This window comes from Streptomyces sp. NPDC002044, assembly GCF_040296725.1.
In the GTDB taxonomy this organism is placed as follows: domain Bacteria; phylum Actinomycetota; class Actinomycetes; order Streptomycetales; family Streptomycetaceae; genus Streptomyces; species Streptomyces antarcticus.
The window spans coordinates 1-24,128 of the sequence record NZ_JBEOXU010000016.1 but is presented as its reverse complement, the minus strand read 5'-3'; the positions used below and the strand labels follow the sequence as shown (position 1 = coordinate 24,128).

Sequence of the window (24,128 nt, the reverse complement as noted above, 5' to 3'; positions counted from 1 at the left end):
TGCATGAGCTGCAACAGTCGTTGCGTAGATCGCTGCATGCTGTCTAACATCCCGGTTGACGGCGGGTCAACGTCTGCGGTGCCGCCGCCGGGGCTCCGCCCCGGACCCCGCGCCTCAAACGCCGGCGGGGCTGAGAACGGGGAAGGGACCGGATGAGCCAGTCGGTGGAGAGGGCGCTCGGCATCCTGCCGCTGCTCGCGCGGGGGCCCGCCGGGCTCGGGACGGTGGCCGACGCGCTCGGCGTGCACAAGAGCACCGCCCTGCGGCTGCTGCGGACCCTGGACGCCCACGGCCTCGCCTACCGCCAGCCCGACGGCCGCTACCGGCTCGGCGCGAGCCTCTTCGCGCTGGCCGCCGAGGCCATCGAGAACCTCGACGTGCGCGAGATCGCCCACCCCCACCTCGTGGAGCTGAACCGGGCCACCGGGCACACCGTCCACCTCGCCCTGCACCAGGACGACGAGGTCGTCTACATCGACAAGGTCGACAGCCGCTACCCGGTCCGCATGTACTCCCGGATCGGCAAGCCCGTCCCGCTCACGGTCGCCGCCGTCGCCAAGCTGCTGCTGGCCGACCTCCCCGAGGCGGAGCGGCGGGCGCTCGCGGCCCGGATCGAGTACCCCCGCTACACCTCCCGGTCCACTCCCGACGCGCAGGCGTTCCTGCGCGAGCTGGACCTCGTACGGGAACAGGGCTGGGCCACCGACCTCGGCGGCCACGAGGAGTCCATCAACTGCCTGGGCGCGCCCGTGTACGGCCCGGACGGGCGGGTCGTCGCCGCGCTGTCCGTGTCCGCGCCCGGCGTGGTGGTCGCCGCCGAGGCGCTCCTCGAACTGCGGCCCCTGGTCCTGCGCACCGCCGACACCATCAGCCAGGAGTACTCCGGCTCCGGCTCCGATCCGAACAGGGACCCCGCATGAGCGACACGACCGCCAAGACCGCGATCACCCCCGCCACGCACACCACGCCGCCGGCGAAGTTCTCGCACGGCGTGCGCAAGGGGAACATCCTCCAGGTCGCCGGGCAGGTCGGCTTCCTCCCGCACGTCGACGGGCAGCCGCCGACGCCCGCGGGGCCGACGCTGCGCGAGCAGACCCTCCAGACGCTGGAGAACGTCCGCTCGGTCCTGGAGGCCGGCGGCGCCGACTGGGACGACGTGATGATGATCCGTGTCTACCTCACGGACACGGACCACTTCGCCGAGATGAACGGCATCTACAACGCCTACTTCGAGGAGCGGGGCCTGAAGGAGGCCGCCGCCGCCCGCACCACGGTCTACGTGGGCCTGCCGGCCGGGCTGCTCGTCGAGATCGACGCCCTCGCCGTCCTGGGCTGAGCGGACGCGCCCGGGGCAGCGGCCGAGGGGGGTGCCCCGCGCGGCGCGCGGGAGGGGCGCCCCCCTGGCGGTGAGGCGCCCCGGTCACGTGGCGGTCGGGCCGCTGGGCGGTCGGGCCGCTGGGCGGTCGGGCCGCTTGGCGGTCAGGCCGCGGTCAGGCGCAGTACTGCGCCTCCTTGCCGATCGAGCGGTACATGCAGTCCGCGTTCTCCAGCAGTTGCAGGACGGCCTCCTTGTTGCGCGCCGTCTCGCGGTCGATGACCTCGTCGGGCGGGTAGAAGCCGCCGCCGCCCGAGCTCGACGGGTACATCTCGAAGGTGTAGGCGAAGATCTTCTGGCTGCCCCACAGCCAGTCGTCGATCGTGCCGTCCGTGATGTAGAGGTCGCTCGACTGCTCCGGCGTGTAGCCGTTGCTCGACGCCATGCCCGTACCGATCTTCTTGAAGACGGCGAGGTCGTCGGCCGTCAGGCCGGGCGCGGTGTCGTTGTACGTCCAGCCGAAGGGCCAGAGCACCAGCTGGCTGTAGGTGTGGAAGTCGATCGAAGCCTTGATCTGCTGCTTGCCGCCGACGACCCGGCTGCGGACGAAGTCGGAGACGACCTTCACCTCGGGCGCCGACTCGGCGGCCGTGCCCCGGTAGGTCTCGGAGCTCTTGCTGCCGCTGGAGCCGCCGCAGCAGCCCCACTTGTAGTTCCAGTTCCGGTTCTGGTCGGTGCCGACGTAGGAGGAGCCGGAGTTGGGCTGGCGGTTCTTGCGCCAGGAGCGGTAGGAGCCGGTGGCGATGTCGTACTCGCCGCCGTCCGGGTTGAGGTCCGGGATGATCCAGATCTCGCGGCCGTTGACCGCGTTGGTGACCCGCGACTCGCTGCCGTACTTGGAGCCCAGCTCCTTGAGCAGGTAGAGGGCCATTTCCACGGTCAGGTGCTCGCGGGCGTGCTGGTGCGCGGTGAACATCACCTCGGGCTCGGCCTCGTCGGTCGCGACGTTGTCGCTGATCTTGATGGCGACGAGGTCGCGGCCCTGGTAGGACTTCCCGATGACCCGCTTGCTCATGATCGAGGGGTACTGGGCGACGCGCTGGTCGATCTCCGCGCTGGCCTCGGCGTAGTTGTGGTAGCGGGAGTCCGCCGAGGGGAAGTCCATCGTGCCGGACGCGATCCCGGGCAGCGAGCGGTCGGGCGGCCCGGGAAGGGCCGTGAGCTGGTATCCGAGCGTGCGAAGGCTCTTGGCCTGCATGGTGTCGGCGCTGACGACGACCGTGTGGTCGTCCACCTCGTCGATCGACACCCCGGTCCGGAGCAGGGCCGTACGGTCGGCGGCCGTGGAGGGCCCGTGGATCCGGTACTGGACGATCGCCTCGTCCTGGGTGGCGGTCGACGGGGAGGCTGGTGGCGAGGCCGTGGCGCTCATGCCGTACGCGGGCGCGCCGAGCGCGAGCGCCAGCAGGGCGGCCGTGACGGCAGCCCTCCGGCGGGTGTGGAGCCGCATGCGTTCTCCTGGGTGGGGAGTGTGGGGGTAGCCGTGCGGACGCGCACAGCGTGCTCTTGTGGCATGTCCTGGTCAAGAGCCCATCGTGTCCGCCGAACCGATCCGGCCACCCCCACACCTACCGCCTACGGGAGGGCGTGGACCTTCGGACCCACCGCGTTGGACCAGGCACTACCCGCCTTGGCGTCCCAGTTGGTCGACCAGGTCATCGCGCCGCGGAGCCCCGGGTAGGTCTTGGAGGGCTTGAAGGTTCCGCAGTTCGTGCCCCGGGCCAGGCAGTCCAGGGCGTTGTTGACGATGGCCGGGGAGACGTAGCCGCTGCCCGCGCCGCTCGGCGAGGCCGGGACGCCGATGCCCACCTGGGAGGGGGCGAGGCCGCCTTCCAGCTGGATGCAGGCGAGCGCGGTGAGGAAGTCCACCGTGCCCTGGGAGTAGACCTTGCCGTCGCAGCCGTTCATCGCGCCGCTGTTGTAGTACTGCATATTGACGACGGTCAGGATGTCCTTGATGTTGAGCGCCGTCTTGAAGTAGCCGCCCGCCGTCGACTGCATGTCGATGGTCTGCGGCGCCATGGTGATGACCAGCGAGGGACCGGCCTTCTGCGACAGCGAGCGCAGCGCCTGCGTCATGTAGGTCGCGTTGATGCCGTTCTCCAGGTCGATGTCGATCCCGGTGAATCCGTACTCCCGCATCAGCGCCCAGGCCGAGTTCGCGAGGTTGTTCGCGGAGGCCGAGTCGTTGACCGTGATGGTGCCCTTCTCGCCGCCGACGGAGAGGATGACGGACTTGCCCGCCGTCTTCTTCGCGGCGATGTCGGCCTTGAACTGGGCGACGGTGTAGCCGTTCAGCCCGGCCGAGTCGAGGTTGAAGGTGATGGCGCCCGGCGTGGAGGTGGCGTCGGCGAAGGAGACGGCGATGATGTCGTACTGCGCCGAGACGTCGGAGATCTTCTGGACGGTGGCGCCGTTGTTGAAGTTCTGCCAGTAGCCGGTCAGCGCGTGCTTGGGCACCGCCGGGTTCGGGTCGGGGTCGCCACCGCCTCCGGTGGTCGTGCCGGTCACCGCGGCCGACCGGGGGCCCTCGCCCGCCGCGTTGTGGGCGCTCACCTGGAAGGAGTACGAGGTGGAGGCGGCGAGCCCGGTGATCTGGGCGGAGGCCGAGGCGACGGACTGGACGCGGACGCCGTCCTGGTAGACGTGGTAGCCGGCCGCGCCGCTCACGGCGTTCCACGAAAGGGTGAGGCCGCTCGCGCTCTGGCCGGAAACGGCGGTCCCGGCCGGGGAGCCGGGGATGCCCGGGCCGGGGTCGGTCCCGCCGCCGCCGTCCGGGCCGAAGACGCTGAACTCGTCGGCGAAGTAGGCGGGCTGGCCGTACCAGCCGTGGGTGTAGACGGTGACCTGGGTGGTGTTCGGGCCGGTGGAGAAGGTCGTGGAGAGCTTCTGCCAGCCGCCGCCGGAGCCCGGGGTCCAGGTGGACACGTCCTGGGTGCCGGTGCCGGTCGCGCCGAGGTAGACGTAGCTGCCCTGGACCTGGGTGCTCAGCGTGTACGTCGAGTTCGGCTTGACCGCGACGGTCTGGCTGCAGCGGGCGTTGTCGGACCCGGCCGGGGTGGCCTTGAGGGCGCCGGCCCCGGCGTGCACCGGGGAGGAGACGGCGGCGCCGCTCCCGCCGGAACACGACCAGTTGGCGAGGCCGGACTCGAAGCCCCCGTTGCGGGCGACGTTGATGTCCGCGGCTTGCGCGGTGCCCGCGGCGAGGGCGGTCAGACCGCCGGCGGTGAGTGTGGCGGCGCCCAGCAGGGCGAGGGAGCGTATGCGGTTCACGTGGGCTCCGGTGGGGGGAGGAAAGGGGTGGGGAGGGTGCGGGCCCGGTGGGGGAGGGCGACTGAAGGCCCGCGGTGCCAAGTTGGTCCAGACCAATCCTCGTGTCAAGAGTCTTTGCTATCTGGCTTGAAATGGTCGGCATGCCGATCCCTGTTGTCCGGGTTTCCGGCCACCTGTGACCCGTGCCCGCGGTACGGGAATCGGCAAGGCCCTGCCCTGCCAGGGGCGACGCGGATATGGTGCTGGAGCAAGGGGGAAGCGCGTCGATCGTTTGCTGTCGCGCAGGGTTTACGCGTACGCGGCGAGCGGAATGCGCGTGCGGGAGACGGGCGTGGAAGCGCCCGCAGGGGCACCGCCCAGCGGTAGCTGGGGGCGTACGGGGTGAACAGGGGGACTCGCGTGCCGACCGCCATCGCTGTCACCAGCGCGGACCTGGTACTGCCGGCCCCCGACCGGCACACGCCGGGCGCCGCCGTACTCGACCCGCCCGAGCGGCTCGGCCTCGACGCCGCGCTCACCGCCACGGCCGCCCTGCTGGAGCGCCACGGCCACCTGGTCGCCGTCGTGCCCTCCTGGCTGCCCCGCGCCGCCGTCCAGCGGCTGCACACCGTACGGGCCATCCTGGAAACCGACCGGATAGCGCTCCTCGACATCGACCTCCCGCCGCTGGGCACCGCCCTGCTGATCCGTCAGCTGCGCCAGCTCAGCATCTTCGACTTCAGCCCCGGAGTCATAGCCTCCGCGGCCCGGCTGCTGTCCCACTACATCTACGCGGGCGCCCTGCTGGGCTCCGTGGCCAAGCTCGACCGGATCCCCGTCGGCCTCAAGGCCCACGCCCGGTCCTGGTCGCCGAGCGCCCAGTTCGCCGTACTCGCCCACCCCACCCCGCACCTGGCCCGGCTGTCCGGCGCCGGAGCGGGCCGCACCGGCGGGAGCCACGGCGCGGGCCGGGCGAAGGGCTCCGGCGGGGCGGCGGCCGCGCTGCCGGCCGGACCCGAGTTCGCCACGCACCTCACCTTCGCCCGCGGCCAGCTCGCCTCCGACTGGGTCGCCGCCGAACTGGCCCCCGCCTGGCAGGTGCAGGGCGTCATGGAGAACCCGCTCCCGGCCGACTCCGCCGGCTGGTGGGGCACCCCCAAGCTGGTCGAGTTCGCCGCCGGCATCCCGGACCCCGCCGTCCTGTGCCAACTGGTCGCCTCGGTCCGCCGCGAGGAGTGCCGCTGGTGCGGCCTCGAACTCATCGGCGACCGCTGCGGCTTCTGCGCCGCCCCCCTCACGGCACCGCCCCCGCCGGCCCAGCCGGCGAGCACCGCACGCTCCAGACGCTGACCGACCCGACCGCACGAACGAACGAAGAACGGCGAGGTAGTACGGCTCATGAACTCACGCCAGCGCCGCGGCGTCATCCTGCTGCTCCTGTCGGTCCTCTGCGCACTGGGAGCCTTCGCCGGAGTCCTCGTGGTGATCGGCGACGTCAACTCCAAGGTCGGGGCCGAGGTCGTCGCCTACCGGGCCAAGGGAGACATCGCGCCGTACAGTCCGCTCACGGCGGGCCAGTTCGAGGAAGTCACCATCCCCCGGCGCTGGCTGTCCCAGACGGCCGTCACCGACCTCGGGGCGCTCGACAACAAGATCGCGCTCACCACCCTGAAGAAGGGCTCGCTGCTCCAGGCCGACATGTTCGTCGACCGGCCGCAGCTCCAGCCCGGTGAGCAGGAGATAGCCATCATGATCGACGCGGCCACGGGCGTGGCCGGAAAGATCACCTCCGGAGCCAAGGTCAACATCATCGCCACCTTCAAGGGCGCCAAGGACACCGACCCCGCGCGCTCGGTGATCATCGTCGCCAACGCCCGCGTCCTGGGCGTCGGCAAACTCACCGCCCTGGAGAAGAACGCCGACCGCACCGGACCGGCCGAGGCCGTCCCGATCACCTTCGCCCTGAACACCAAGGACACCCAGCGCGTCGCGTACGCCGAGTCCTTCGCGGAGCACGTACGCCTGGCCCTGGTCGCCCCCGGAACCGACTCGGCGCCCAGTCCGGGCGACCGCACGTACACCCTCGACGGGGACAAGTGAGGCCCGGCCCGGGCGAAAGGAGAGCGCAATGACCACCCGAATCCTCCCCGCGGTCGGCGACCCGGACGCGGCCCGCGCCATCGCCACCCTCCTCAGCCAGCTCCCCGCCGCCGAGCCGGCCGCCCCCGTGCCCGACTCCACCTCGCTCCTCGACACGCTGGCCCGGATGGCCACCGAGTCGATCGACGAACTGCCCGAAGTCGTCCTGGTCCACGAGCGGATCGGCCCGGCCCCGGCCCTGGAACTCATCCGGGAAGTCGCCCTGCGCTTCCCGGCGGTGGGCGTCGTCCTGGTCTCCTCCGACGCCGGCCCGGGCCTCTTCTCCGCCGCCATGGACTCCGGCGCGCGCGGCCTCATCGGGCTGCCGCTGTCCTACGAGGAACTCGCCGCCCGCGTCCAGGCCGCCGCCCAGTGGTCCGTGGGCGTACGCCGCCACCTGGGCCGCAGCCCCGAGACCCTCACCGGCCCGGGCGGCCGGGTCGTCACCGTCACCGGCGCCAAGGGCGGGGTCGGCGCCACCTTCACCGCCGTCCAGTTCGCCCTGGCCGCGGCCGCCTCGGGGCGGCGTACGGCGCTGGTCGACCTGGACCTCCAGGCCGGGGACGTGGGCTCGTACCTCGACGTGCAGTTCCGCCGTTCCATCGCCGACCTGGCCGGCATCCAGGACATCTCCCCGCGCGTGCTCCAGGACGCGGTCTACGACGACCGCACCGGCCTGGCCCTGCTGCTGGCCCCCGCGGACGGCGAACGGGGCGAGGAGGTCGACGACCGGGCCGCCCGGCACGTCATCGCCGCCCTGCGCGGCCGCTACGAACTCGTCGTCATCGACTGCGGCACCCAGATGACGGGTGCGAACGCCGCCGCCGTGGAGATGGCGGACATCGCCGTGCTGGTCACCACCCCGGACGTGGTCGCCGTACGGGCGGCGAAGCGGATGGTGCGGATGTGGGAGCGGCTCCAGGTGCGCAAGGCGGAGGACACCGCGATGGTCGTCAACCGCTGGAGCAAGCACACCGAGATCCAGCCCGCCCTGATCGAGAAGATCACCAAGACCCGCGCCACCCGGACCCCGGTCCCGGCCGCCTTCAAGGAACTCCAGGCGGTGGTCGACGCGGGCCGCGTCCAGGACCTCGACAACCGCTCCACGGTCAAGCAGGCCCTGTGGACCCTCGCCGGCGAACTCGGCCTCCTCACCACCCCGGACGACCCGGCCCAGCCCCCCGGCGGCACGCTCGCGGTCCGCGCGGCGGGCCCGGTGGCGCGGCTGCGCCGCGGCCGGGAGGGCTGAACGGTGGCCGCCCGGAGAGGAACGCGCGCCAGGGGCCGCGGCCGCGATCGTGACCGCGGCCAGGTGGCCGTGGAGTTCGTCGGCACGGTCCCGCTGATCCTGCTGCTCGTGGCGGCGGTGTGGGAGTGCGTACTGATCGGGTACGCGTTCTCCCTGGCGGGCAACGCGGCGGACGAGGCGGCGCGGGCGGGGGCGGTGACGGGCGACGCGGCGTGCGCGGCGGCGGCCAGGGAGCACATCTCCGACGCCTGGAACATGCCCGCCCCCCAGTGCGGGAGGTCGGGGAACATCTACAAGGCGACGGTCACCCTGGAGATTCCCGTGCTCTTCCCCGGACTCAGCTTCGACGGCATCACCGGCACCGCCGGAGCGGCCATGGAGAGGGAGGACTGACGTGGACAGGCGACGCGTGCGCTGCGACCGGGGCCAAGTGGCCCTGGAGTACATCGGTTTCGTGCCGATCCTGCTGTTCGTCGCGCTCTGCGGCATCCAGCTCGGCTGGGTCGCCCACGTCCACGAGCAGGCCGGCACGGCCGCCCGTACGGCGGCCCGCGTCGAGGCCCGCAACGGCAGCGGCGGCGCGGCCGCCGGTGCGGCGGCCGTCAAGACGAGCCTCGCCCCGTCCATCGAGGTGACCAAGGGCGCCGACGCCGTCACCGCCAAGGTGACCATAAAGATCAACTCGCTGCTGCCCGGACTCGACGTCCCCGACGCCAAGGCCACCGCCGTCATGCCCAACGACGACCCGACGCTCCCGAAGGGCCCCTGACCATGAGCCTGCGTTCCCGGGTCAACACCCCGGACGACCGCCACGGCCCCCGCGAGGACGGCCGGCTCGTCTCCTCCTACCGCGCCAAGCTGCTGGAGGAGATCGACCTCGCCGAGATGTCGGCGCTCGCGCCGGCCGAGCGCCGGGCGCGGCTGGAGCGCGTACTGGGCCACATCATCAGCCGCGAGGGCCCGGTCCTCTCCACCGTCGAGCGCGCCCAGCTGATCCGGCGCGTCGTCGACGAGGCCCTCGGGCTCGGCGTGCTCGAACCGCTGCTGGAGGACGCCTCCATCTCCGAGATCATGGTCAACGGCCCCGACCAGATCTTCGTCGAGCGGGGCGGCCGCGTCGAACAGCTCCCGCTGCGCTTCGCCTCGCACGAGCAGCTGATGCAGACCATCGAGCGCATCGTCTCCACCGTCAACCGCCGCGTGGACGAGGCCAATCCGATGGTCGACGCCCGCCTGCCCAGCGGCGAGCGCGTCAACGTCATCATCCCGCCGCTCTCCCTGACCGGCGCCACCCTCACCATCCGCCGCTTCCCGCGCGCCTTCACCCTGCACGAGATGATCGGCCTCGGCTCCCTCGACGAGCAGATGCTCCTGCTGCTGTCCGGGCTGGTCCAGGCGAAGATGAACCTGATCGTCTCGGGCGCCACCGGCACCGGCAAGACCACCCTCCTCAACGCCCTCTCCGGGCTGATCCCGGAGGGCGAGCGCGTCATCACCATCGAGGACTCCGCCGAGCTCCAGCTCCAGCAGGCCCACGTCATCCGGCTCGAATCCCGGCCGGCGAACGTCGAGGGCAAGGGCCAGATCACCATCCGCGACCTGGTCCGCAACTCCCTGCGCATGCGCCCCGACCGCATCATCGTCGGCGAGGTCCGCGGCGGCGAGACCCTCGACATGCTCCAGGCCATGTCCACCGGCCACGACGGCTCGCTCGCCACCGTCCACGCGAACAGCGCCGAGGACGCGCTGATGCGCCTGCAGACCCTCGCGTCGATGTCCGAGGTCGAAGTTCCCTTCGAGGCGCTCCAGGACCAGATCAACAGCGCCGTGAACGTCGTCGTCCAGCTCACCCGCTTCGGCGACGGATCGCGCCGCATCACGGAGATCGCCATCCTCGACTCGCACGGCCGCGAACCCTTCCGGATCACCACGGTCTGCCGTTACGTCGCCCAGCCCATGGGGGCCGACGCGCGCGTCCACGGCCGCTTCGAGTACTACCCGCTGCCGCGCCGCATCGCGGACCGCCTCTACATGAACAACCAGCCGATCCCGCAAGCCTTCGGGGTCGCCCTGTCCGACGACCCGCTCACCGCCCGCATCACCCGGACCGCCCTGTGAACCCCACCGTCCTGATCACCCTCGGCGCCACCCTGCTGGCCTGCCTGTTCGTCATCCTCGGCGTGCACGCGTACGCCGCCGGCCGCGCCCAGCGCGCCGCCCTCGTCGAACGCCTCAGCTCGGCGGGCGCGCCGGCGCCGGCGGGCCGGCGCCGCCGCTTCCCCGGAGTCGACCGGCGGCTGCGCAGGACCACGTTCGGCCGGCGCATCGAGGTCAGGCTGGCCACGACGGGCCTGGACATGACGCCGGGCGAGTTCTTCGTCTACATGCTGCTGGGCGTCGGCGGGGTCTGGCTGATCGCGGCCGCCCTGCTGGCCCCGTTCTTCGGCCCGGTGGCCGGCCTGATCGGGCTCTGGTCGGCGAACGCCTTCCTCACCTGGCAGCGCTCCCGCCGCACCGAGCGGTTCATCAACCAGCTCCCGGAACTCGCCCGGATCCTGGCCAACGCCACCCAGGCCGGCCTGGCCCTGCGTACGGCCATCGGGATCGCCGCCGACGAGCTGGAGGCCCCGGCGGGCGAGGAGCTGGGGCGGGTCGCCGACCGCCTGGCCCTCGGCCACTCCATCGAGGAGTCCCTCGGCGAGCTGGCGGAGCGCCTCCCGTCGCGGGAACTGGTCGTGCTCGTCTCCACGCTCGTCCTGTCCGCCCGTGCGGGCGGCACGATCGTCGAGAGCCTGCGCAACCTCACCGTGACGCTGGAGCAGCGCAAGGAGACCCGCCGCGAGATCCGTACGCAGCTCTCCCAGGTGACGGTGACCGCGTACCTCGTGCCGGCCATCGGGCTCGGCTCGCTGCTGCTGGTCGACATGATGATGCCGGGCGCGCTGGACCGGATGACAGGGGCCTTCATCGGGCAGACCGCGGTCCTGGTCGCGCTCGGCCTCTTCACCCTCGGCTTCGTCCTCATCCGCCGCCTGTCCAAGATCGACGTGTGAGGGGGCCGACATGATCAGCGTTCTCCTGGCCCTCCTCGTGGCGGTGTCCGTCTTCGGCATCCTCCAGGGCATCCGCCTCTACCGGGCCGACGTGAAGCTCCCGACCGACCTCGCGCTGGCCCTGGAGGTCGGTGCGACGCGCACCACGGCGGTCGGCTCGCTGGTGGACCGGATGGGCATCCGCTGGGCGCCGCTGGTCCTGCGCCTGATGGGCCCGAACCGGGTCGCGCGCAAGCGCCGCCAGATCGACATGGCCGGCAACCCGGCCGGCCTCACCATCGACCGGTACGCCGCGCGCCGCGCCGTGTACGGCCTGCTGGGCGGGCTCGGCGCCTTCTCGATGCTGATCAACGGGCAGTTGGTGGCGGCCCTGCTGATGGTCGCCTTCGGCCTGTTCTGGATCGAGGCCGGCCTGTGGTCGGCCATCCGCGTCCGCCGTGACCACATCGAGCGCACCCTGCCGGACTTCCTGGACGTGCTCGCGGTCGTGGTCAGCGCCGGCCTCGGCTTCCGGCAGGCGCTGGAGCGCGTGGCGCACAAGTACGAGGGCCCGTGGGCGGACGAGATCCGGATCACCCTCCAGCAGATGGACATGGGCGTCGGCCGCCGCCAGGCCTTCGACGAACTGCGCCGGCGCAACGACTCCGAGCAGGTCGCCCAGTTCGTCACCGCCCTCCAGCAGGGCGAGGAGCTGGGCTCCCCGATCGTGGAGACCCTCATCGCCATCGCCGAGGACATGCGCCGCACGGACGCCCAGAACGCCCGCCGGCGCGCGGCCCGCGCCGTCCCGAAGGCCACGTTCGCCGTCACGATGTTCATGCTCCCCGGCACGCTGATCCTGCTCGTCTGCGGCTTCGTCTACGGGGCGAACGTCGACTTCGGCGCGCTCCTCGGGGGCGGGTGACCATGGCGGCACTGGACATCGCGGCGGGCGCGGCGCCGGGCGTGGCGCCGGTCGGCGTACGGGCGGGGCGGCTCGGGGCGGCGACGTGGTGGGCGCGGGCGGCCCGGGCGCCGCGGGGGGCACGGGCGCCGCGGGGGGCACGGCCCGCCCCCGGGCCGTCGTTCGCGCTCCAGGTCAACGCCCTCCAGGCGCTGTGCCGCCAGGTCTTCGCGTTCCGGCTGGTGATGATCGCGCTGGGCGCGCCCCTGGCGCTGGGCCGGACCGCGCCCGGCGGGCCGACGTACCTGGTGGGCGCGGCCGTACTGGTCACCTCCGTGCTCTCGTACGCCCTCTTCCGCGACTGGGAGCGCTTCGGCCCGCTGCTGCTGCGCCACCGCTGGCTCCTCGTACCGGACATGGCGTTCAGCGGGCTGCTGCTGGTCACGGCGACACCGGAGTCCCCGCTCGGGCTGGTCGCCGTCTGCACCCCGCTGCTCGCCGGCCTGCTCTACGGCCGGCGCGGCTCGGCGCTCTACGCCGCCGTCCAGGCCGTCGCCGTGGCCGCCCTGGCGCAGGGGCCGGTCCTGCCGGCCCTGTGCCTCCTGGCGGGCGCGGCGGGGGTGTGCCTGCGCGACCTCCTGTTCCGCTTCGGCGCGGCCGGCCGGGACCTGACCGAGACCCGCGCCCGGCTGGCGGCCGCCGAGGCGGTCCGGGCCGAACGGGAGCACCTGGCACGGGAGATGCACGACTCGGTGGCCAAGACCCTGTACGGGCTGGCCCTGACCGCCGACGCCCTCGCCCGCACCACCGACCCGGCGGCGGTCCGCCGCCAGGCCGACCTGCTCGCGGACGCGGCCCGCCGTGCGGCGGCGGAGTCCCGGGAGCTCCTGACCGACCTGCGCCGGGACGCGGAGGAGCAGGCCCATACGGAGCCCGGGCCGGGCGCCCCGGTCGTCTCCGCGCTCCGCACGCTGCTGCGGTCCGCGACGGAGGCGGGGACGGGCGAACTGAGGGTCACGGGCATGACCCCGGCCGTCCCGCCCCCGGTGGCCCGGCACCTCGTATCGGTGGCGTCGGAGGCGCTGGAGAACGTCCGCCGCCACGCGGACGCGGCCCGCGTGGTGGTGGAGCTGGCGACCGCCGGCACCGAACTCACCCTCACCGTCACCGACGACGGCCGTGGCCTGCCGGCCGGCGGCGCCGACCTCGCCGACCTGCGCTCCGGGGGCCACTTCGGCCTGCTCGGCATGGCGGAACGCGCGACGGCGATCGGAGCCCGCCTCCGGCTGGGCCCGGGCCCGGACGGCCCCGGCACCCGGGTCCGCCTGACCCTCCCGCTGGCCGCCCTGACCCCGGAGGGGCGCCCGTGACCCCGACCCGCGTCCTGATCGCCGACGACAACCCGGTCGTCCGGGCGGGCCTGGCCGCGCTCCTGGCCACGACGCGGGACCTGGAGGTCGTCGCCGAGGCGGTGGACGGCCGCGAGGCCCTGGTCCTGACCCGGCGTCACAACCCCGACGTGGTCCTGCTGGACGTCCGCATGCCCGGGGTCGACGGCATCTCGGCCCTGCCGCACCTGGTCCGGCTGGCGCCGGTGCTGATGCTGACGTACAGCCAGGAGACCGACATCGTCCGGGAAGCGCTGCTCCTGGGCGCGGGCGGCTACCTGATCCACGGCGAGTTCACGTCGGACGACCTGGTCCGCGCGGTCCGCGACCTCCGCCAGGGCCGCGCCCACTTCACGCCGACGGCGGCGAACGCGTTGGTCGCCGAACTCCGGTCCTCTTCGCAACAGCAACGATCTGTGGCACAGTCTTCTGAGCGGATCCACAACTCCGTTGCATTCGGCCTGAGTTCCCGGGAGGTGGAGATCATGGATCTGATCGCGTCCGGGATGAACAACCAGCGGATCGCGGCCGCGTGCTTCATCAGCGAGAAGACCGTCAAGAACCACATCAACCGCATCTTCGCGAAGCTCCAGAGCACCACCCGCAGCGAGGCGATAGCCCGCTGGCTGGGAACCGCCCGTCCAGGAGTGACCGGCCATGGGTAGACAGAGTGCGCAGTGGGTCCGTAATTGGGCCCCGGGACCCTTGGTAACGACAGGTGACTCGCCGTACCGTCCGCAAACCAACAGCGGTACCGGCCCGGGAGGGAACCCCCATGTCACACAGCACGCTGCTGAAGGCGACCGTCGGTGCGAAGATCCGCCTGACCGCCTGGTCGGACACGACGATCACCCGAATCCGCCAACGCCAAGCGAACCTCGACCGAGGCCAGACGGCATTCGAATACCTGGGCATCATCCTGGTGGTCATCGTGATCATCGGAGCGATGATCGGCACCGGAATCGGACAGCTGATCGTCGACAAGATCAAGACGCAGGTCGGACTGATCAAGGCCGGCTGACGCGAACAGTGCGCGGTGATCGAGGGCAGGCATTCCCCATCTACGTCGTTGCGGTGACCGGCCTGCTCTTCGCTGCCTTCGTCTTCTTCGTTGTGGGGCAGGCATCAGTCACGCGTAGCGATGCCCAAGGGGCGGCAGATGCTGCCGCCCTGGCGGCTGCCAGGGAAGTCAGGGACGGCGCGCTATCTGATCTCGATCTCGTGGCCTTGAAGCCGGCGGACTGGCAGAAACTTTTGAACGGGAAGTTACTCAAAGGCGAGGGCGCGTGCGCAGCGGCTGTCGACTTCGCGGCCAAGAACGATGCCGTGGCCACGTGCGCGCCGTCGATTCCGAGTATCACGGTCACGGTGAAGACGAAAAGGACAGTCGGCAAGTCAGTGGTCCCGGGGACCGACGGAATGCATGGTACGGCCAGTGCCGCCGCACTGATCGAACCCCGTTGTGAGCTAGGAGTCGTGCCGCGTCCCAGCGCCACCCCCGTACCGAGTGCCACCGCCACGCGTCCTCCTGGAGACGGCAGCTCACCCACTCCTGCACCCACACCCGCACCTGATCCGATCACAGTGCAATGCAAGGGCGGCAATGCCATCGAGATTGACCCACTGAAGCCTGGATCGCTGCGCACGCTGTCGCGGAACCTGTTCAGTGTGCGACTGGTCGACTGACAGCGAATGAGAGACAAGGAAGCAGCGCAAATGAGCATTCGGCACACGGTGAAGGTCCGTGGGGGAGCGACCATGGCGGTCGCGGCGGTCTTGGCCCTCACGTTGGCCGGGTGTGGCGGCGCGGACGGCAAGTCGGACTCGAAGGAGCCAGCGAAGACGTCTGCCGCGCAGCCCTCGAGCGGCTCATCACCTTCAGCGCCCGAGGGCGGCAACAGTACGGCTCCGGTTCAGGTGCTCGCTACGGTGAACGGTGAGAGCGGCATCGTCCTGACGATCAATTCGGTCGCTCGTGAAGCGGGTGGCTTCGTGACCGTCAACGGGCAGATCAAGAACACTGGAAACCAACAGTTCGTCAAGACCGGGGCGTGGCGCGGGGGCGAACGTGAACTCTCGGGAAGCGGTGAATCCGTTGCGGGAGCGACCCTGGTCGACAAGGCCGGCAAGAAGCGCTACTACGTGTTGCGTGACACGGACGGGCGCTGCCTGTGCACCACGGGTGTGGCGGGTATCGATGTCGGCGCCACCGTTCCCTTCTTCGCCCAGTTCCCCGCACCGCCTCCCGCCACTACGGATGTCGACTTCACGCTTCCGACGTTCGCCACGGCTGCCGTCAAAATCTCAGGATGACGCCATGACAAAACGCCACCGCACCACAGCCGCCGCAGCCATCGTCGGTCTCGTCGTCGCCGGGGCCCACTTCATCGGCGCCACCGCCGCCCACGCGGACGACGTCCAGCCGTCCGTGCCCCCCGGCACCGAGCCCTCCGCGTCCGCCCCCGTCGCCATCGACTCCAACGCCCCCGGGCTGAAGATCCCGCAGGGCGGGACCCTCGCGCCCGTCAAGGTGCTGGACATCGCCGAGGTCGTCGAAGACCTCGGCGGGGAGCAGCGGCGGCAGGAGACCAACCAGACCGTCATGATGGCGCTCCAGTCCGAGGTGCTGTTCCCCGAGAACAGCGCGGTCTTCAACGCGCAGGCCGCCGCCCGGATCCAGGCCATCGCCAACGAGATCAACCAGCAGAAGGCGACCCGCATCCGCGTTTTCGGCTTCACCGACGACCAGGGCAGCTACGAGCACGGCCAGGTGCTGTCCAAGCAGCGGGCCGACGCCGTGCAGTCGGAGCTGTCCAAGACGGTGACCGCCCCCGGCGTCGTCTACGACGTGCGCGGGTACAGCGAGGACTACCCGGTGGCCGACAACAGCACCGAGGAAGGCCAGAAGAAGAACCGCCGCGTGGAGATCACCTTCCCGCGCAGCGAGAAGTAGCGGTCAGAAACACCGGCCCGCCTCGGCACCCGCCCGCCCCCGCCCCCGGCGCCCGCCCCGGCCGCCCCGCGCCAGCCCGCCCGGGGCCCCGGGCGGCTTCCGCTACGCGTCGTGGTGGGCCTGGGTGATGAGGTCCGTCGCGACCTCCAGGGCCGCCTGCCGGGTCTCCTCCGGGTCGCCCTCCACGTGCTGGAGGAACATCATCCCCGCGTGCAGCGTGAACAGCGCGCTCACGCAGCGGACCTGGTCGGTCAGCGGCCCGTCCTCCGCCCGCAGCAGCTCCACCAGCCGGAACAGCCGCTTCTTCACCGTCTCGCCGATGCTCAGCTCGCGCGTCGTCGCCTGGTTCTCCTGCATGAAGCGGTACAGGGACGCGCCGTCGGCCATGGCCCGGCTGTAGCGCCGCAGCACCTCCCGCTTGGTCTCCAGGGTGCGCGGCTGCTCCTCGGCCCAGGCGATCAGCTCGTCGATCGGACGCGTGACGTCCTCGAACAGGCTGATGATGATGTCTTCCTTGGTCTTGAAGTGGTAGTACAGCGCCGCCTTCGTGACGTCGAGCCGCTCCGCGATCTCGCGGAGCGACGTCTTCTCGTACCCCTGTTCCGCGAAGAGCTCCAGCGCGACGTCCTGGATGCGCTGACGCGTGTTGCCACGTCGCTGCTGCGGACCCCTGCTGGGACTGGTGGTCATCGCTCTCCTCGAAAAAATTACTTACTTGACGCCCGGCTAGTTACGGGTCTACCTTCCCCCAGTGTAGTGAACTAGCCGGGCGGCAAGTAAGTTCCGGCGGTGTGGAAAGTGCCAGGGGAGTGGACATGAGCGAGACAGTCAAGACGGCGGACGCCTCGAAGGAGGTGAAGCCGCGCAGCGTGCGGGTCGTCCTGATGGCGCTCATGATCGCGATGTTGCTGGCGATGCTCGACAACATGATCATCGGCACGGCGATGCCGACGATCGTCGGCGAGCTGGGCGGCCTGGAGCACCTCTCCTGGGTGGTCACGGCCTACACCCTCGCCACCGCCGCCTCCACCCCGATCTGGGGCAAGATCGGCGACCTGTACGGGCGCAAGGGCTCGTTCCTCGCCTCGATCGTCATCTTCCTCATCGGCTCCGTGCTCAGCGGCATGGCCCAGGACATGGGCCAGCTGATCGGCTTCCGCGCGATCCAGGGCCTCGGCGCCGGCGGTCTGATGGTCGGCGTCATGGCGATCATCGGCGACCTGATCCCGCCCCGCGAGCGCGGCAAGTACCAGGGCATGATGGCCGGCGTGATGGCCCTCGCCATGATCGGCGGCCCGCTGGTCGGCGGCACCATCACCGACCACATGGGCTGGCGCTGGTCCTTCTACATCAACCTCCCGCTCGGCGCCATCGCCCTCGCGATGGTCTCGGCCGTGCTGCACCTGCCGAAGAAGACCGGACAGGTCCGCCCGAAGATCGACTATCTCGGCGCGGCGCTCCTGACCATCGCGATCACCTCCACCGTGCTCGTCACGACCTGGGGCGGCACCGAGTACGCCTGGGGCTCCGCCGAGGTCCTCGGCCTGATCGCCGTCGGCGCGGCGTCCACCGCCGCGTTCCTCTACGTCGAGACCAAGGCCGCCGAGCCGGTCATGCCGCTGCACATCTTCCGCAGCCGCAACTTCACCCTCATGTCGGTGATCGGCTTCCTCGTCGGCTTCGCGATGTTCGGCGGCGTGCTCTACCTGCCGCTGTTCCAGCAGTCCGTGCAGGGCGCCTCCGCCACCAACTCCGGCCTGCTGCTCCTGCCGATGCTGCTCTCGATGATGCTCGTCTCGCTGATCGCGGGCCGCGTCACCACCAACAGCGGCAAGTACAAGATCTTCCCGATCATCGGCGGCGCGCTCATGGTCGTCGGGCTCTTCCTGCTCGCGACGATGGACACCGACACCACCCGGCTGATGTCCGGGGTGTACATGGCCGTCCTCGGTGCCGGACTCGGCTTTCTGATGCAGATCACCATGCTCGTCGCGCAGAACAGCGTCGAGATGAAGGACATGGGCGTCGCGTCCTCCTCGGCGACCCTCTTCCGGACCCTCGGCGGGTCCTTCGGCGTGGCTCTGATGGGCTCGCTGTTCACCACCCAGGTCACCGACACCATGCGGGACCGCCTCGGCCCGGAGGCCGCCGCGGCCGCCGGCTCCGCCCAGTTGGACGCCGCGAGCCTGGCCAAGCTGCCAGAGGCCGTACGCGACGCCTACCAGCACGCGGTCGCCGCCGGTACGCACTCGGCGTTCCTGCTCGGCGCGGCCATCGCCGTACTGGGCTTCGCGGCCGCCTGGTTCGTCAAGGAGGTCCCCCTGCGCGGCGCCGGCCCCGCGGCCCCGGACGCCGACCCGGCCGCCGACCCGGACGACGCGCAGCCGGTCCCCGCGCCGCAGCCGACCGCGACCCCGGTCCGCTAGGAGACGGCGGCGGCCCCGGCCGCCGTTGCCCGGCCCGGCCCCGGTGGAGAACCCTACCACCGGGGCCGGGCCGTTCCGGCGTACCCGCGCACCCACCGTTGCGGGGAGGACATCTCACCGTTTCACTCGGTTTCGTCTGGGCAGGAATTCGGGACGATCAAGGACCAACGTCCCATTACCTGGAATTTAAGGGGCAATCGGCTGGAACCCCTCGATGGAGACGTACGTCCTGATCCACAGAACGCTCACAAGGCGGATGGGGAGTGGACGGTTCATGGGCTTCAAGGCGCGCATCACCGAGCAGGGCACCCGGGCGCGAACGGCCGTCGCGGCCACCGCGATCGGCGTGGCGGCGACGGTCTGGGGGGTGTCGGCCCTCGTCGAAGCCGGACACACCTCCGCTCACGACGTCGCGGGGGGCCACGGCCCCGCCCGGCCGGGCGGGGCCGGCCCCGGAGGCACACCGGCCAAGGGGATACCCGAGGGCATAGCCCACGCGTCGGAGAGCGGCGCGAACGCCGTCAACATCACCACCGACGACGGGCCCGACCCCCGCTGGACCCCGAAGGTGCTCGACGTCCTGGCGGAGCACGACGTGAAGGCGACCTTCTGCATGATCGGCCCGCAGGCCAAGGCCCACCCCGACCTGGTCAAGCGGGTCGTCGCGGCCGGCCACCGCCTCTGCGACCACACCATGAACCACGACACCGCGATGGACAAGAAGCCGGTCGCCTACCAGCAACAGCAGATCCTGGACGCGAAGAAGCTCATCGAAGAGGCCGCGGGCGGTGCGAAGGTGGAGTACTACCGGGCCCCCGGCGGCGCGTTCACCCCCGACAGCCGGCGCATCGCCGCCGCGAACGGGATGCGCCCGCTCGGCTGGAACGTCGACACGAAGGACTTCGGCAAGCCCGGCGCGGCCGCCATCGTCGACGCCGTGAAGCGCGAGATCGGCAACGGTCCCACGGTGCTCTTCCACGACGGCGGCGGCAACCGCGCCCAGACCGTCGAGGCACTGGACGGGGTGCTCGCGTGGCTGAAGCAGCAGGGCCGGCCCACCGGCTTCCCGATCCGCACCGCGCCCGAAGCGGCGGAGGCCGCCGAGGCCCCGGACGCCGCCGAGGCCCCGCAGCCCGGCCGGGGCCACGCGTCCTGAAGCCCCGTCACGCCTCCTGACGGCCTTTACACCTCCCGACGCCCCTGTGGCCGCCTGACGCCCCGTCCGGCCGCCTGACGCCCCGTCCAGGCTCCTGACACGCCGTCCGGCGGCGAACGGGTGACGGTCGACGCCCCGGCCCGCCCGCCGGTGTTCCCTGGGTCGCGCGAACCGACCCGCCGACCGTCAGCCGCCCCAGGAGGCCCCCGTGATCGACCCCAGCCAGCTCTCCGACCCCGCCGTCCGCGCCTTCGTCACCGCCGTCAACACGGGCGACCAGGCCGCTTTCCAGGCCGTTCTGACCCCCGACGCCACGATGTCCGACGACGGGTCCGACCGCGATCTCGCCCAGTGGACGGAGAAGGAGGTCTTCTCCTGCAACGGCCACATGTCCGTCCACGCCGAGTCCGACGGGGGCCGCGCCCTGATCGTCGACTACCGCAACGACACGTGGGGCGAGATGCGCACCGCCTGGCGCTTCACGGTCACCGACGACGGCCGGGTCGGCCGCTTCGAGACAGGCCAGGCCTGACCAGGCTCTTGGGCCCGGCGACGGGCCCTCCAGCCCCGCCCCGCCGCACCCCCCTCACCGCGCCGTGCCCCCGCGCCACCGCGCCGTGCCCCCGCGTCGTCGGCGGTCTCGTCGTGGCCGAAGCCCCGTCCACGCCCCCGCCCGACGGCAGGCTCCCGTACGGGTGAAAGCACGCCCGGCGTCGTTCCGGCCCGCCGCGGACGCCCGTTGGGCCCGGTATGAAGCGCACCCGCATCGCCGCTCTCGCCCTCGCCGCAGCCACCGCGGCCCTCGCCCCCGCCCTCGGCCAGGCGGCCACCGCCGCGGAGGGGACGGCGTTCCTCCAGGACCCCGCCGGAGGGGAGAAGTCCATGAAGTCGATGTGGACCAAAGACGAGATGCACAAGGTGGAGGGGCAGTTCCGCTTCCACCCCGGGATCCAGTACAAGACGGTCACCAAGCCCGGCCCCTCGGGTGCGCCGGAATGGGAGCGGAAGGTCGCCGACCCCAAGACCCTCGCGTGGCAGCCCTCGTACGAGTTCGCCTGGTCGGTGTCGGACTCGACCCTGGTCAAGAAGGCGCTGACCACCAAGGAGGGCAAGCACCCGATCGTCGTGCACGCCGTACTGCGCACCGCGAAGCGGGCCGTGGCGGGGGAAGTCCGCGAGGAGCTGACGGGCAGCGCGGCGACGGGCCGCAAGAAGATCGCGGGAAGCGGGCGGATCGCCTGTGACACCGGTGAGTACACGGTGGAGTGGTCGCTCACGCGCTCGGGCTACGGGACGCTGACGGGCAGCCTGCCCTGGGACTCCAGCTGTGCGGAGTACCGCACCGCGTTCTCGGCCGACCACGGCAAGCAGGGCTGACGCGGGCCGCGGACCGCGGGGGCCGGGCGGGGCCGGTACGGCGGGGGCCGGCCGCCCCGCGCACCTTGTGGGTGCTCGGCGGGCGACTGGGCCGACGGCCTCGGATCGAGTGCCGTACTGGCCATCGTGCCGCACGGGGTGGGGGGCGGCACGGGGCGAAGGTCCCTTCTCAAGGGGGCCCTTCAGCGCTTCTTGACGGCCGCGTTCGCCTGGGCGGCGATGTCGTCGAGCACGGCCTTCGGGTCGCCGGCCGGCTCCACGGCCCGCCCGATGTTGCGCTTGATGGTGTCGCTGACCTTCACCCAGGACGGGTCGTTCACCGGGTAGAGCTGGGCGCCGCGCAGCGCGGTGAGGAACAGCTGGTCGTTCGTGTCGAGGCCGCCGCCGGCCGGGGTGCGCGAGGCGGAGACGGTGGACGGCAGCAGGTGGTAGCGGCCCGCGAAGTCCGACAGGTTCTTGTCCTGGTAGACGAAGTCCAGGAACGTGCCGATCTCCGCGCGGTTTCCGTTCTGCTTGAACGCCATCATCCAGTCGGCCACGCCCACCGCCGGCGTGCTCTCACCGGCACCGAGCGTGTTCGAGACCGGCATGTCGACGGTGCCGACGGTGATGCCCTTGCCGCGCGCCTCGTGGGCGAGCGAGGGATAGCCGTTGAGCATGCCGACCTCACCGCGCAGGAACGCGGCGAACGCGTCGGCGCGGTTGAGCTGCGCGGGCGGGGTGGGGCCGACCAGTCCCGGCGTGACCAGGTTGTCCTTGACCCACTGCCAGGTCTCGACGTTCTGGTCGGAGGCCAGGCTGTAGTTGCCGCTGCTGTCGGCGTAGCCGCCGCCGTTGCTCAACTCCCAGATCATCGCCTCCGCGTGCGCCTCCTCGGGACCCAGGGGCAGGGCGAACGGGTACTTCACGCCCTTGTCCTTGAGCGCCTTGGCGGCGGTCTTGAGGTCGGACCAGGTCTTGGGCGCGGTGACGCCGGCCTTGGTGAAGAGCGCCTCGTTGTAGAACAGCAGGCGGCTGCTCGCCACGAAGGGCAGGCCGTAGAGGGTGTTTCCGACGGAACCGGCCTCGGCGAGGGGCTGGAGGAAGTTCGCCTCGGCGGTGACCGAGAGGAGCTCGTCCGCGGAATAGAGCTTGCCCTGCGCCGCGAAGTCCGAGTAACCGCCCATGAGGGCCAGGTCGGGCGCTTTGCCGGCCTTCACCATGCGGGAGACCTCGCGGTCGATGTCCGTCCACGGCAGGAGCTGCACCTCGACCTTGATGCCGGGGTTGGCGGCGGTGAAATCCTCCGTCACCTTGTCCCAGAAGGCCCTGGAACTCGTGGCCGGAGTGTCACCGTACTCGGCGGCCACCAGCCGCAGCGTGCCGCCGTCCCCGCCGCCGTCGTCGGACAGCCCACATCCGGCCAGGGGTATCAGCAGACCGAGCACGACCGTGGTGGCGGCCGCGCCGAAGATTCTTCGTCGCACGGGTGTATTCCCCTGATTTTCTTTTGGATCGCGTTACTACTTATGAGTTACTCCGGGTCGAGGTGTCCCTCCATGGCCCGTTGGCCGGAATTCTCTCCCGAGGGAGGGGTGGTTGATTCCATTGGGGGCGTCTTTGTGGTCAATGCTCCAAGTGGGGCTTTTCCGGCTGGTGTTTTCCGATATGTGATCAACAATTCGGACGCGCGTAGACATGCCGAAAAGCCCGATTCCGGTCACGGAACGGGCTGTCGGGCGGGGGAGCGTCGCTCAGTCGCTCAGTCGCTCAGTCGCTCAGTCGGCGAACTCGCCCGCGTACGGGTCGGGCTCGCCCGTCTCCGGGTTGCGGCCCTCCTGCCACCGGCGCTGCGCCTTGCGCCAGTGCACGAAGCTGAGGTGGCCGCCGTCCCAGAAGGTGATGCTGACGGGACTCACGTCGAACTCGTCCGAGCAGAGCCGGTAGAGGAATTCGGCCATGCCGTACGGATACACCGCGAAGGAGTCCGCCGTGTGCCGCCCGCACACCAGGACCGGCCACCGGTTCGGGTCGGGGTCGGAGGTGAGCCAGCACAGGATGTCGGATCCGCCCGTGACGCCCCAGGCGACGATCGCCTCCGGGTCCACGTCGAAGGCGGACCGGCCGCCCTCGGCCTCCCAGACCTGCCGGGCGTTGCCGGTCTCCTCGGCCATCTGGGCCGGATCCCACTGGAGTCCGGGCTTGGGCAGCGGCAGCAGGATGCTGGCCTCGCCGTTGATGGAGCCCGCGCCGTAGCGGCCCATGAAGGCGATGAAGTCCGCCGGGAACCGGGTGCCCCACACCGCCTCGGCCGCCGGCCAGTCGATGTCCTCGTCGGCGCCGTGCGTCGCCGGCATGATCTGCTCCAGCGCCTTGATCCGCGCGTTCTCCGTCATGCCGCTCCCCTGCCACCCCAGCTCAACCGCCCCAACCTACCGCCGCGGGACCGCACCGCCTAGCCGGGCGTGAGACGCCCGGGTACGTCCACGTTCACGGTGGTACCGGCCGTCAGCCCCCAGCCGGCCATCGCACCCGCCGCCGCTTCCAGGACGTGCCGGGAGCGGAGCCGGGGCAGCCCGAGGCGGCCGGGGGGCATCGTGACGACGGCGAGTACGCGCAGCTTCCGGTCGAGGTGGGCCACGTCGATCGGGAACCGCATCCGGAACGTGTGCACGCTCGCCGCCGGGGTCAGCAGCAGGGCCCCCTCGACGCCGTCCCGCCCGAGCAGGCCGCGGGTGCGGGCCCGGTAGGAGGCGGCGATCTCCAGGGGAACCGCCACGTCTCCGACCCGGAGGGTGGCCGGGCCGTCGTACCAAGTCGCCATGGCGGCACCTTAGGCGGTCGCGGTCCCGTTCGGGGGTGCGGGTCCCGTCCGGGGGGCGCCTCAAACGCCGGCGG

The 24,128-nt window shown here is 71.4% G+C and carries 26 protein-coding genes; 20 read left to right on the top strand and 6 right to left on the bottom strand.

Going from position 1 to position 24,128, the window contains the following annotated elements; translation table 11 throughout:
- Nucleotides 1-152: 152 nt before the first annotated feature.
- Both ABT106_RS06780 and ABT106_RS06775 read left to right on the top strand, forming a co-directional pair.
- Complete coding sequence (locus ABT106_RS06780; RefSeq protein WP_351273309.1) at nucleotides 153-920, top strand: IclR family transcriptional regulator; 768 nt, start codon at nucleotides 153-155, stop codon at nucleotides 918-920.
- The gene (locus ABT106_RS06775; RefSeq protein ID WP_351273306.1) at nucleotides 917-1,336 is read left to right on the top strand and encodes a RidA family protein; all 420 of its coding nucleotides are present in this window, start codon (nucleotides 917-919) and stop codon (nucleotides 1,334-1,336) included. Before ABT106_RS06780 ends, ABT106_RS06775 begins: the two co-directional genes overlap by 4 nt.
- A 154-nt stretch (nucleotides 1,337-1,490) precedes the next feature.
- Here the strand turns inward: ABT106_RS06775 and ABT106_RS06770 are convergent, their stop codons facing one another.
- Nucleotides 1,491-2,825 carry a M14 family metallopeptidase gene (locus tag ABT106_RS06770; protein WP_351273303.1) on the bottom strand — a complete coding sequence of 445 codons (1,335 nt, stop codon included), beginning with the start codon at nucleotides 2,823-2,825 and terminating at the stop codon, nucleotides 1,491-1,493.
- Nucleotides 2,826-2,950: 125 nt separating this feature from the next.
- The gene (locus tag ABT106_RS06765) at nucleotides 2,951-4,648 is read right to left on the bottom strand and encodes a chitinase (protein ID WP_351273300.1); all 1,698 of its coding nucleotides are present in this window, start codon (nucleotides 4,646-4,648) and stop codon (nucleotides 2,951-2,953) included.
- Between the two features lie 399 nt (nucleotides 4,649-5,047).
- Here ABT106_RS06765 and ABT106_RS06760 point away from each other — a divergent pair, with 399 nt between their 5' ends.
- The 14 genes from ABT106_RS06760 (at nucleotide 5,048) to ABT106_RS06695 (ending at nucleotide 16,292) form a co-directional block, all read left to right on the top strand.
- Nucleotides 5,048-5,977, top strand: a complete 930-nt coding sequence (locus tag ABT106_RS06760) for a hypothetical protein (protein ID WP_351273298.1) — start codon at nucleotides 5,048-5,050, stop codon at nucleotides 5,975-5,977.
- Nucleotides 5,978-6,025: 48 nt separating this feature from the next.
- Nucleotides 6,026-6,727, top strand: a complete 702-nt coding sequence (gene cpaB / locus ABT106_RS06755; RefSeq protein WP_351273295.1) for a Flp pilus assembly protein CpaB — start codon at nucleotides 6,026-6,028, stop codon at nucleotides 6,725-6,727.
- A 28-nt stretch (nucleotides 6,728-6,755) separates the two neighbouring features.
- On the top strand, nucleotides 6,756-8,015 hold the full coding sequence (locus tag ABT106_RS06750; protein WP_351273292.1) for a CpaE/TadZ family protein: 1,260 nt from the start codon (nucleotides 6,756-6,758) through the stop codon (nucleotides 8,013-8,015).
- A gap of 63 nt (nucleotides 8,016-8,078) precedes the next feature.
- On the top strand, nucleotides 8,079-8,408 hold the full coding sequence (locus ABT106_RS06745; RefSeq protein WP_351273290.1) for a TadE/TadG family type IV pilus assembly protein: 330 nt from the start codon (nucleotides 8,079-8,081) through the stop codon (nucleotides 8,406-8,408).
- Between the two features lies 1 nt (nucleotide 8,409).
- Entirely contained in the window at nucleotides 8,410-8,784 is a 375-nt protein-coding gene (locus tag ABT106_RS06740) for a TadE/TadG family type IV pilus assembly protein (protein ID WP_351273287.1), read from the top strand.
- Between the two features lie 2 nt (nucleotides 8,785-8,786).
- The gene (locus ABT106_RS06735; protein WP_267718278.1) at nucleotides 8,787-10,133 is read left to right on the top strand and encodes a TadA family conjugal transfer-associated ATPase; all 1,347 of its coding nucleotides are present in this window, start codon (nucleotides 8,787-8,789) and stop codon (nucleotides 10,131-10,133) included.
- Nucleotides 10,130-11,068 (top strand): type II secretion system F family protein, encoded by a 939-nt coding sequence (locus ABT106_RS06730; protein ID WP_351273283.1) that lies wholly within the window; start codon nucleotides 10,130-10,132, stop codon nucleotides 11,066-11,068. The genes ABT106_RS06735 and ABT106_RS06730 overlap by 4 nt, the downstream gene beginning before the upstream one ends.
- A gap of 13 nt (nucleotides 11,069-11,081) precedes the next feature.
- The gene (locus tag ABT106_RS06725; protein WP_351273432.1) at nucleotides 11,082-11,972 is read left to right on the top strand and encodes a DUF5936 domain-containing protein; all 891 of its coding nucleotides are present in this window, start codon (nucleotides 11,082-11,084) and stop codon (nucleotides 11,970-11,972) included.
- 2 nt (nucleotides 11,973-11,974) lie between these two features.
- Nucleotides 11,975-13,321: a sensor histidine kinase gene (locus ABT106_RS06720; RefSeq protein ID WP_351273281.1), complete on the top strand. Its 1,347-nt coding sequence runs from the start codon at nucleotides 11,975-11,977 to the stop codon at nucleotides 13,319-13,321.
- Nucleotides 13,318-14,004, top strand: coding sequence for a response regulator (locus tag ABT106_RS06715; protein ID WP_351273279.1), 687 nt, complete (start codon nucleotides 13,318-13,320; stop codon nucleotides 14,002-14,004). Before ABT106_RS06720 ends, ABT106_RS06715 begins: the two co-directional genes overlap by 4 nt.
- A 110-nt stretch (nucleotides 14,005-14,114) precedes the next feature.
- Complete coding sequence (locus ABT106_RS06710) at nucleotides 14,115-14,360, top strand: hypothetical protein (protein ID WP_351273277.1); 246 nt, start codon at nucleotides 14,115-14,117, stop codon at nucleotides 14,358-14,360.
- An 8-nt stretch (nucleotides 14,361-14,368) separates the two neighbouring features.
- A complete protein-coding gene (locus ABT106_RS06705) occupies nucleotides 14,369-15,025 on the top strand; it encodes a pilus assembly protein TadG-related protein (RefSeq protein ID WP_351273274.1) in 657 nt (218 codons plus the stop codon).
- 30 nt (nucleotides 15,026-15,055) lie between these two features.
- Nucleotides 15,056-15,652: a hypothetical protein gene (locus ABT106_RS06700; protein ID WP_351273271.1), complete on the top strand. Its 597-nt coding sequence runs from the start codon at nucleotides 15,056-15,058 to the stop codon at nucleotides 15,650-15,652.
- Nucleotides 15,653-15,656: 4 nt separating this feature from the next.
- The gene (locus ABT106_RS06695) at nucleotides 15,657-16,292 is read left to right on the top strand and encodes an OmpA family protein (RefSeq protein WP_351273269.1); all 636 of its coding nucleotides are present in this window, start codon (nucleotides 15,657-15,659) and stop codon (nucleotides 16,290-16,292) included.
- A gap of 102 nt (nucleotides 16,293-16,394) precedes the next feature.
- Here the strand turns inward: ABT106_RS06695 and ABT106_RS06690 are convergent, their stop codons facing one another.
- The gene (locus tag ABT106_RS06690; protein WP_351273266.1) at nucleotides 16,395-16,982 is read right to left on the bottom strand and encodes a TetR/AcrR family transcriptional regulator; all 588 of its coding nucleotides are present in this window, start codon (nucleotides 16,980-16,982) and stop codon (nucleotides 16,395-16,397) included.
- 125 nt (nucleotides 16,983-17,107) lie between these two features.
- Between ABT106_RS06690 and ABT106_RS06685 the strand changes: the two genes are divergently transcribed.
- The 4 genes from ABT106_RS06685 (at nucleotide 17,108) to ABT106_RS06670 (ending at nucleotide 21,251) form a co-directional block, all read left to right on the top strand.
- Entirely contained in the window at nucleotides 17,108-18,718 is a 1,611-nt protein-coding gene (locus ABT106_RS06685) for an MDR family MFS transporter (RefSeq protein ID WP_351273263.1), read from the top strand.
- 274 nt (nucleotides 18,719-18,992) lie between these two features.
- Nucleotides 18,993-19,874, top strand: coding sequence for a polysaccharide deacetylase family protein (locus ABT106_RS06680; protein ID WP_351273261.1), 882 nt, complete (start codon nucleotides 18,993-18,995; stop codon nucleotides 19,872-19,874).
- A 208-nt stretch (nucleotides 19,875-20,082) separates the two neighbouring features.
- On the top strand, nucleotides 20,083-20,406 hold the full coding sequence (locus ABT106_RS06675) for a nuclear transport factor 2 family protein (RefSeq protein ID WP_351273258.1): 324 nt from the start codon (nucleotides 20,083-20,085) through the stop codon (nucleotides 20,404-20,406).
- A gap of 218 nt (nucleotides 20,407-20,624) precedes the next feature.
- Nucleotides 20,625-21,251, top strand: coding sequence for a hypothetical protein (locus ABT106_RS06670; RefSeq protein WP_351273255.1), 627 nt, complete (start codon nucleotides 20,625-20,627; stop codon nucleotides 21,249-21,251).
- 182 nt (nucleotides 21,252-21,433) lie between these two features.
- On the opposite strand, the gene ABT106_RS06665 is transcribed toward ABT106_RS06670, so the two are convergent.
- The 3 genes from ABT106_RS06665 to ABT106_RS06655 form a co-directional block, all read right to left on the bottom strand.
- A complete protein-coding gene (locus tag ABT106_RS06665) occupies nucleotides 21,434-22,717 on the bottom strand; it encodes an extracellular solute-binding protein (protein WP_351273253.1) in 1,284 nt (427 codons plus the stop codon).
- Between the two features lie 291 nt (nucleotides 22,718-23,008).
- The gene (locus ABT106_RS06660; RefSeq protein ID WP_351273251.1) at nucleotides 23,009-23,626 is read right to left on the bottom strand and encodes an SMI1/KNR4 family protein; all 618 of its coding nucleotides are present in this window, start codon (nucleotides 23,624-23,626) and stop codon (nucleotides 23,009-23,011) included.
- 59 nt (nucleotides 23,627-23,685) lie between these two features.
- On the bottom strand, nucleotides 23,686-24,054 hold the full coding sequence (locus ABT106_RS06655; protein WP_351273248.1) for a DUF192 domain-containing protein: 369 nt from the start codon (nucleotides 24,052-24,054) through the stop codon (nucleotides 23,686-23,688).
- Between the last annotated feature and the right edge of the window lie 74 nt (nucleotides 24,055-24,128).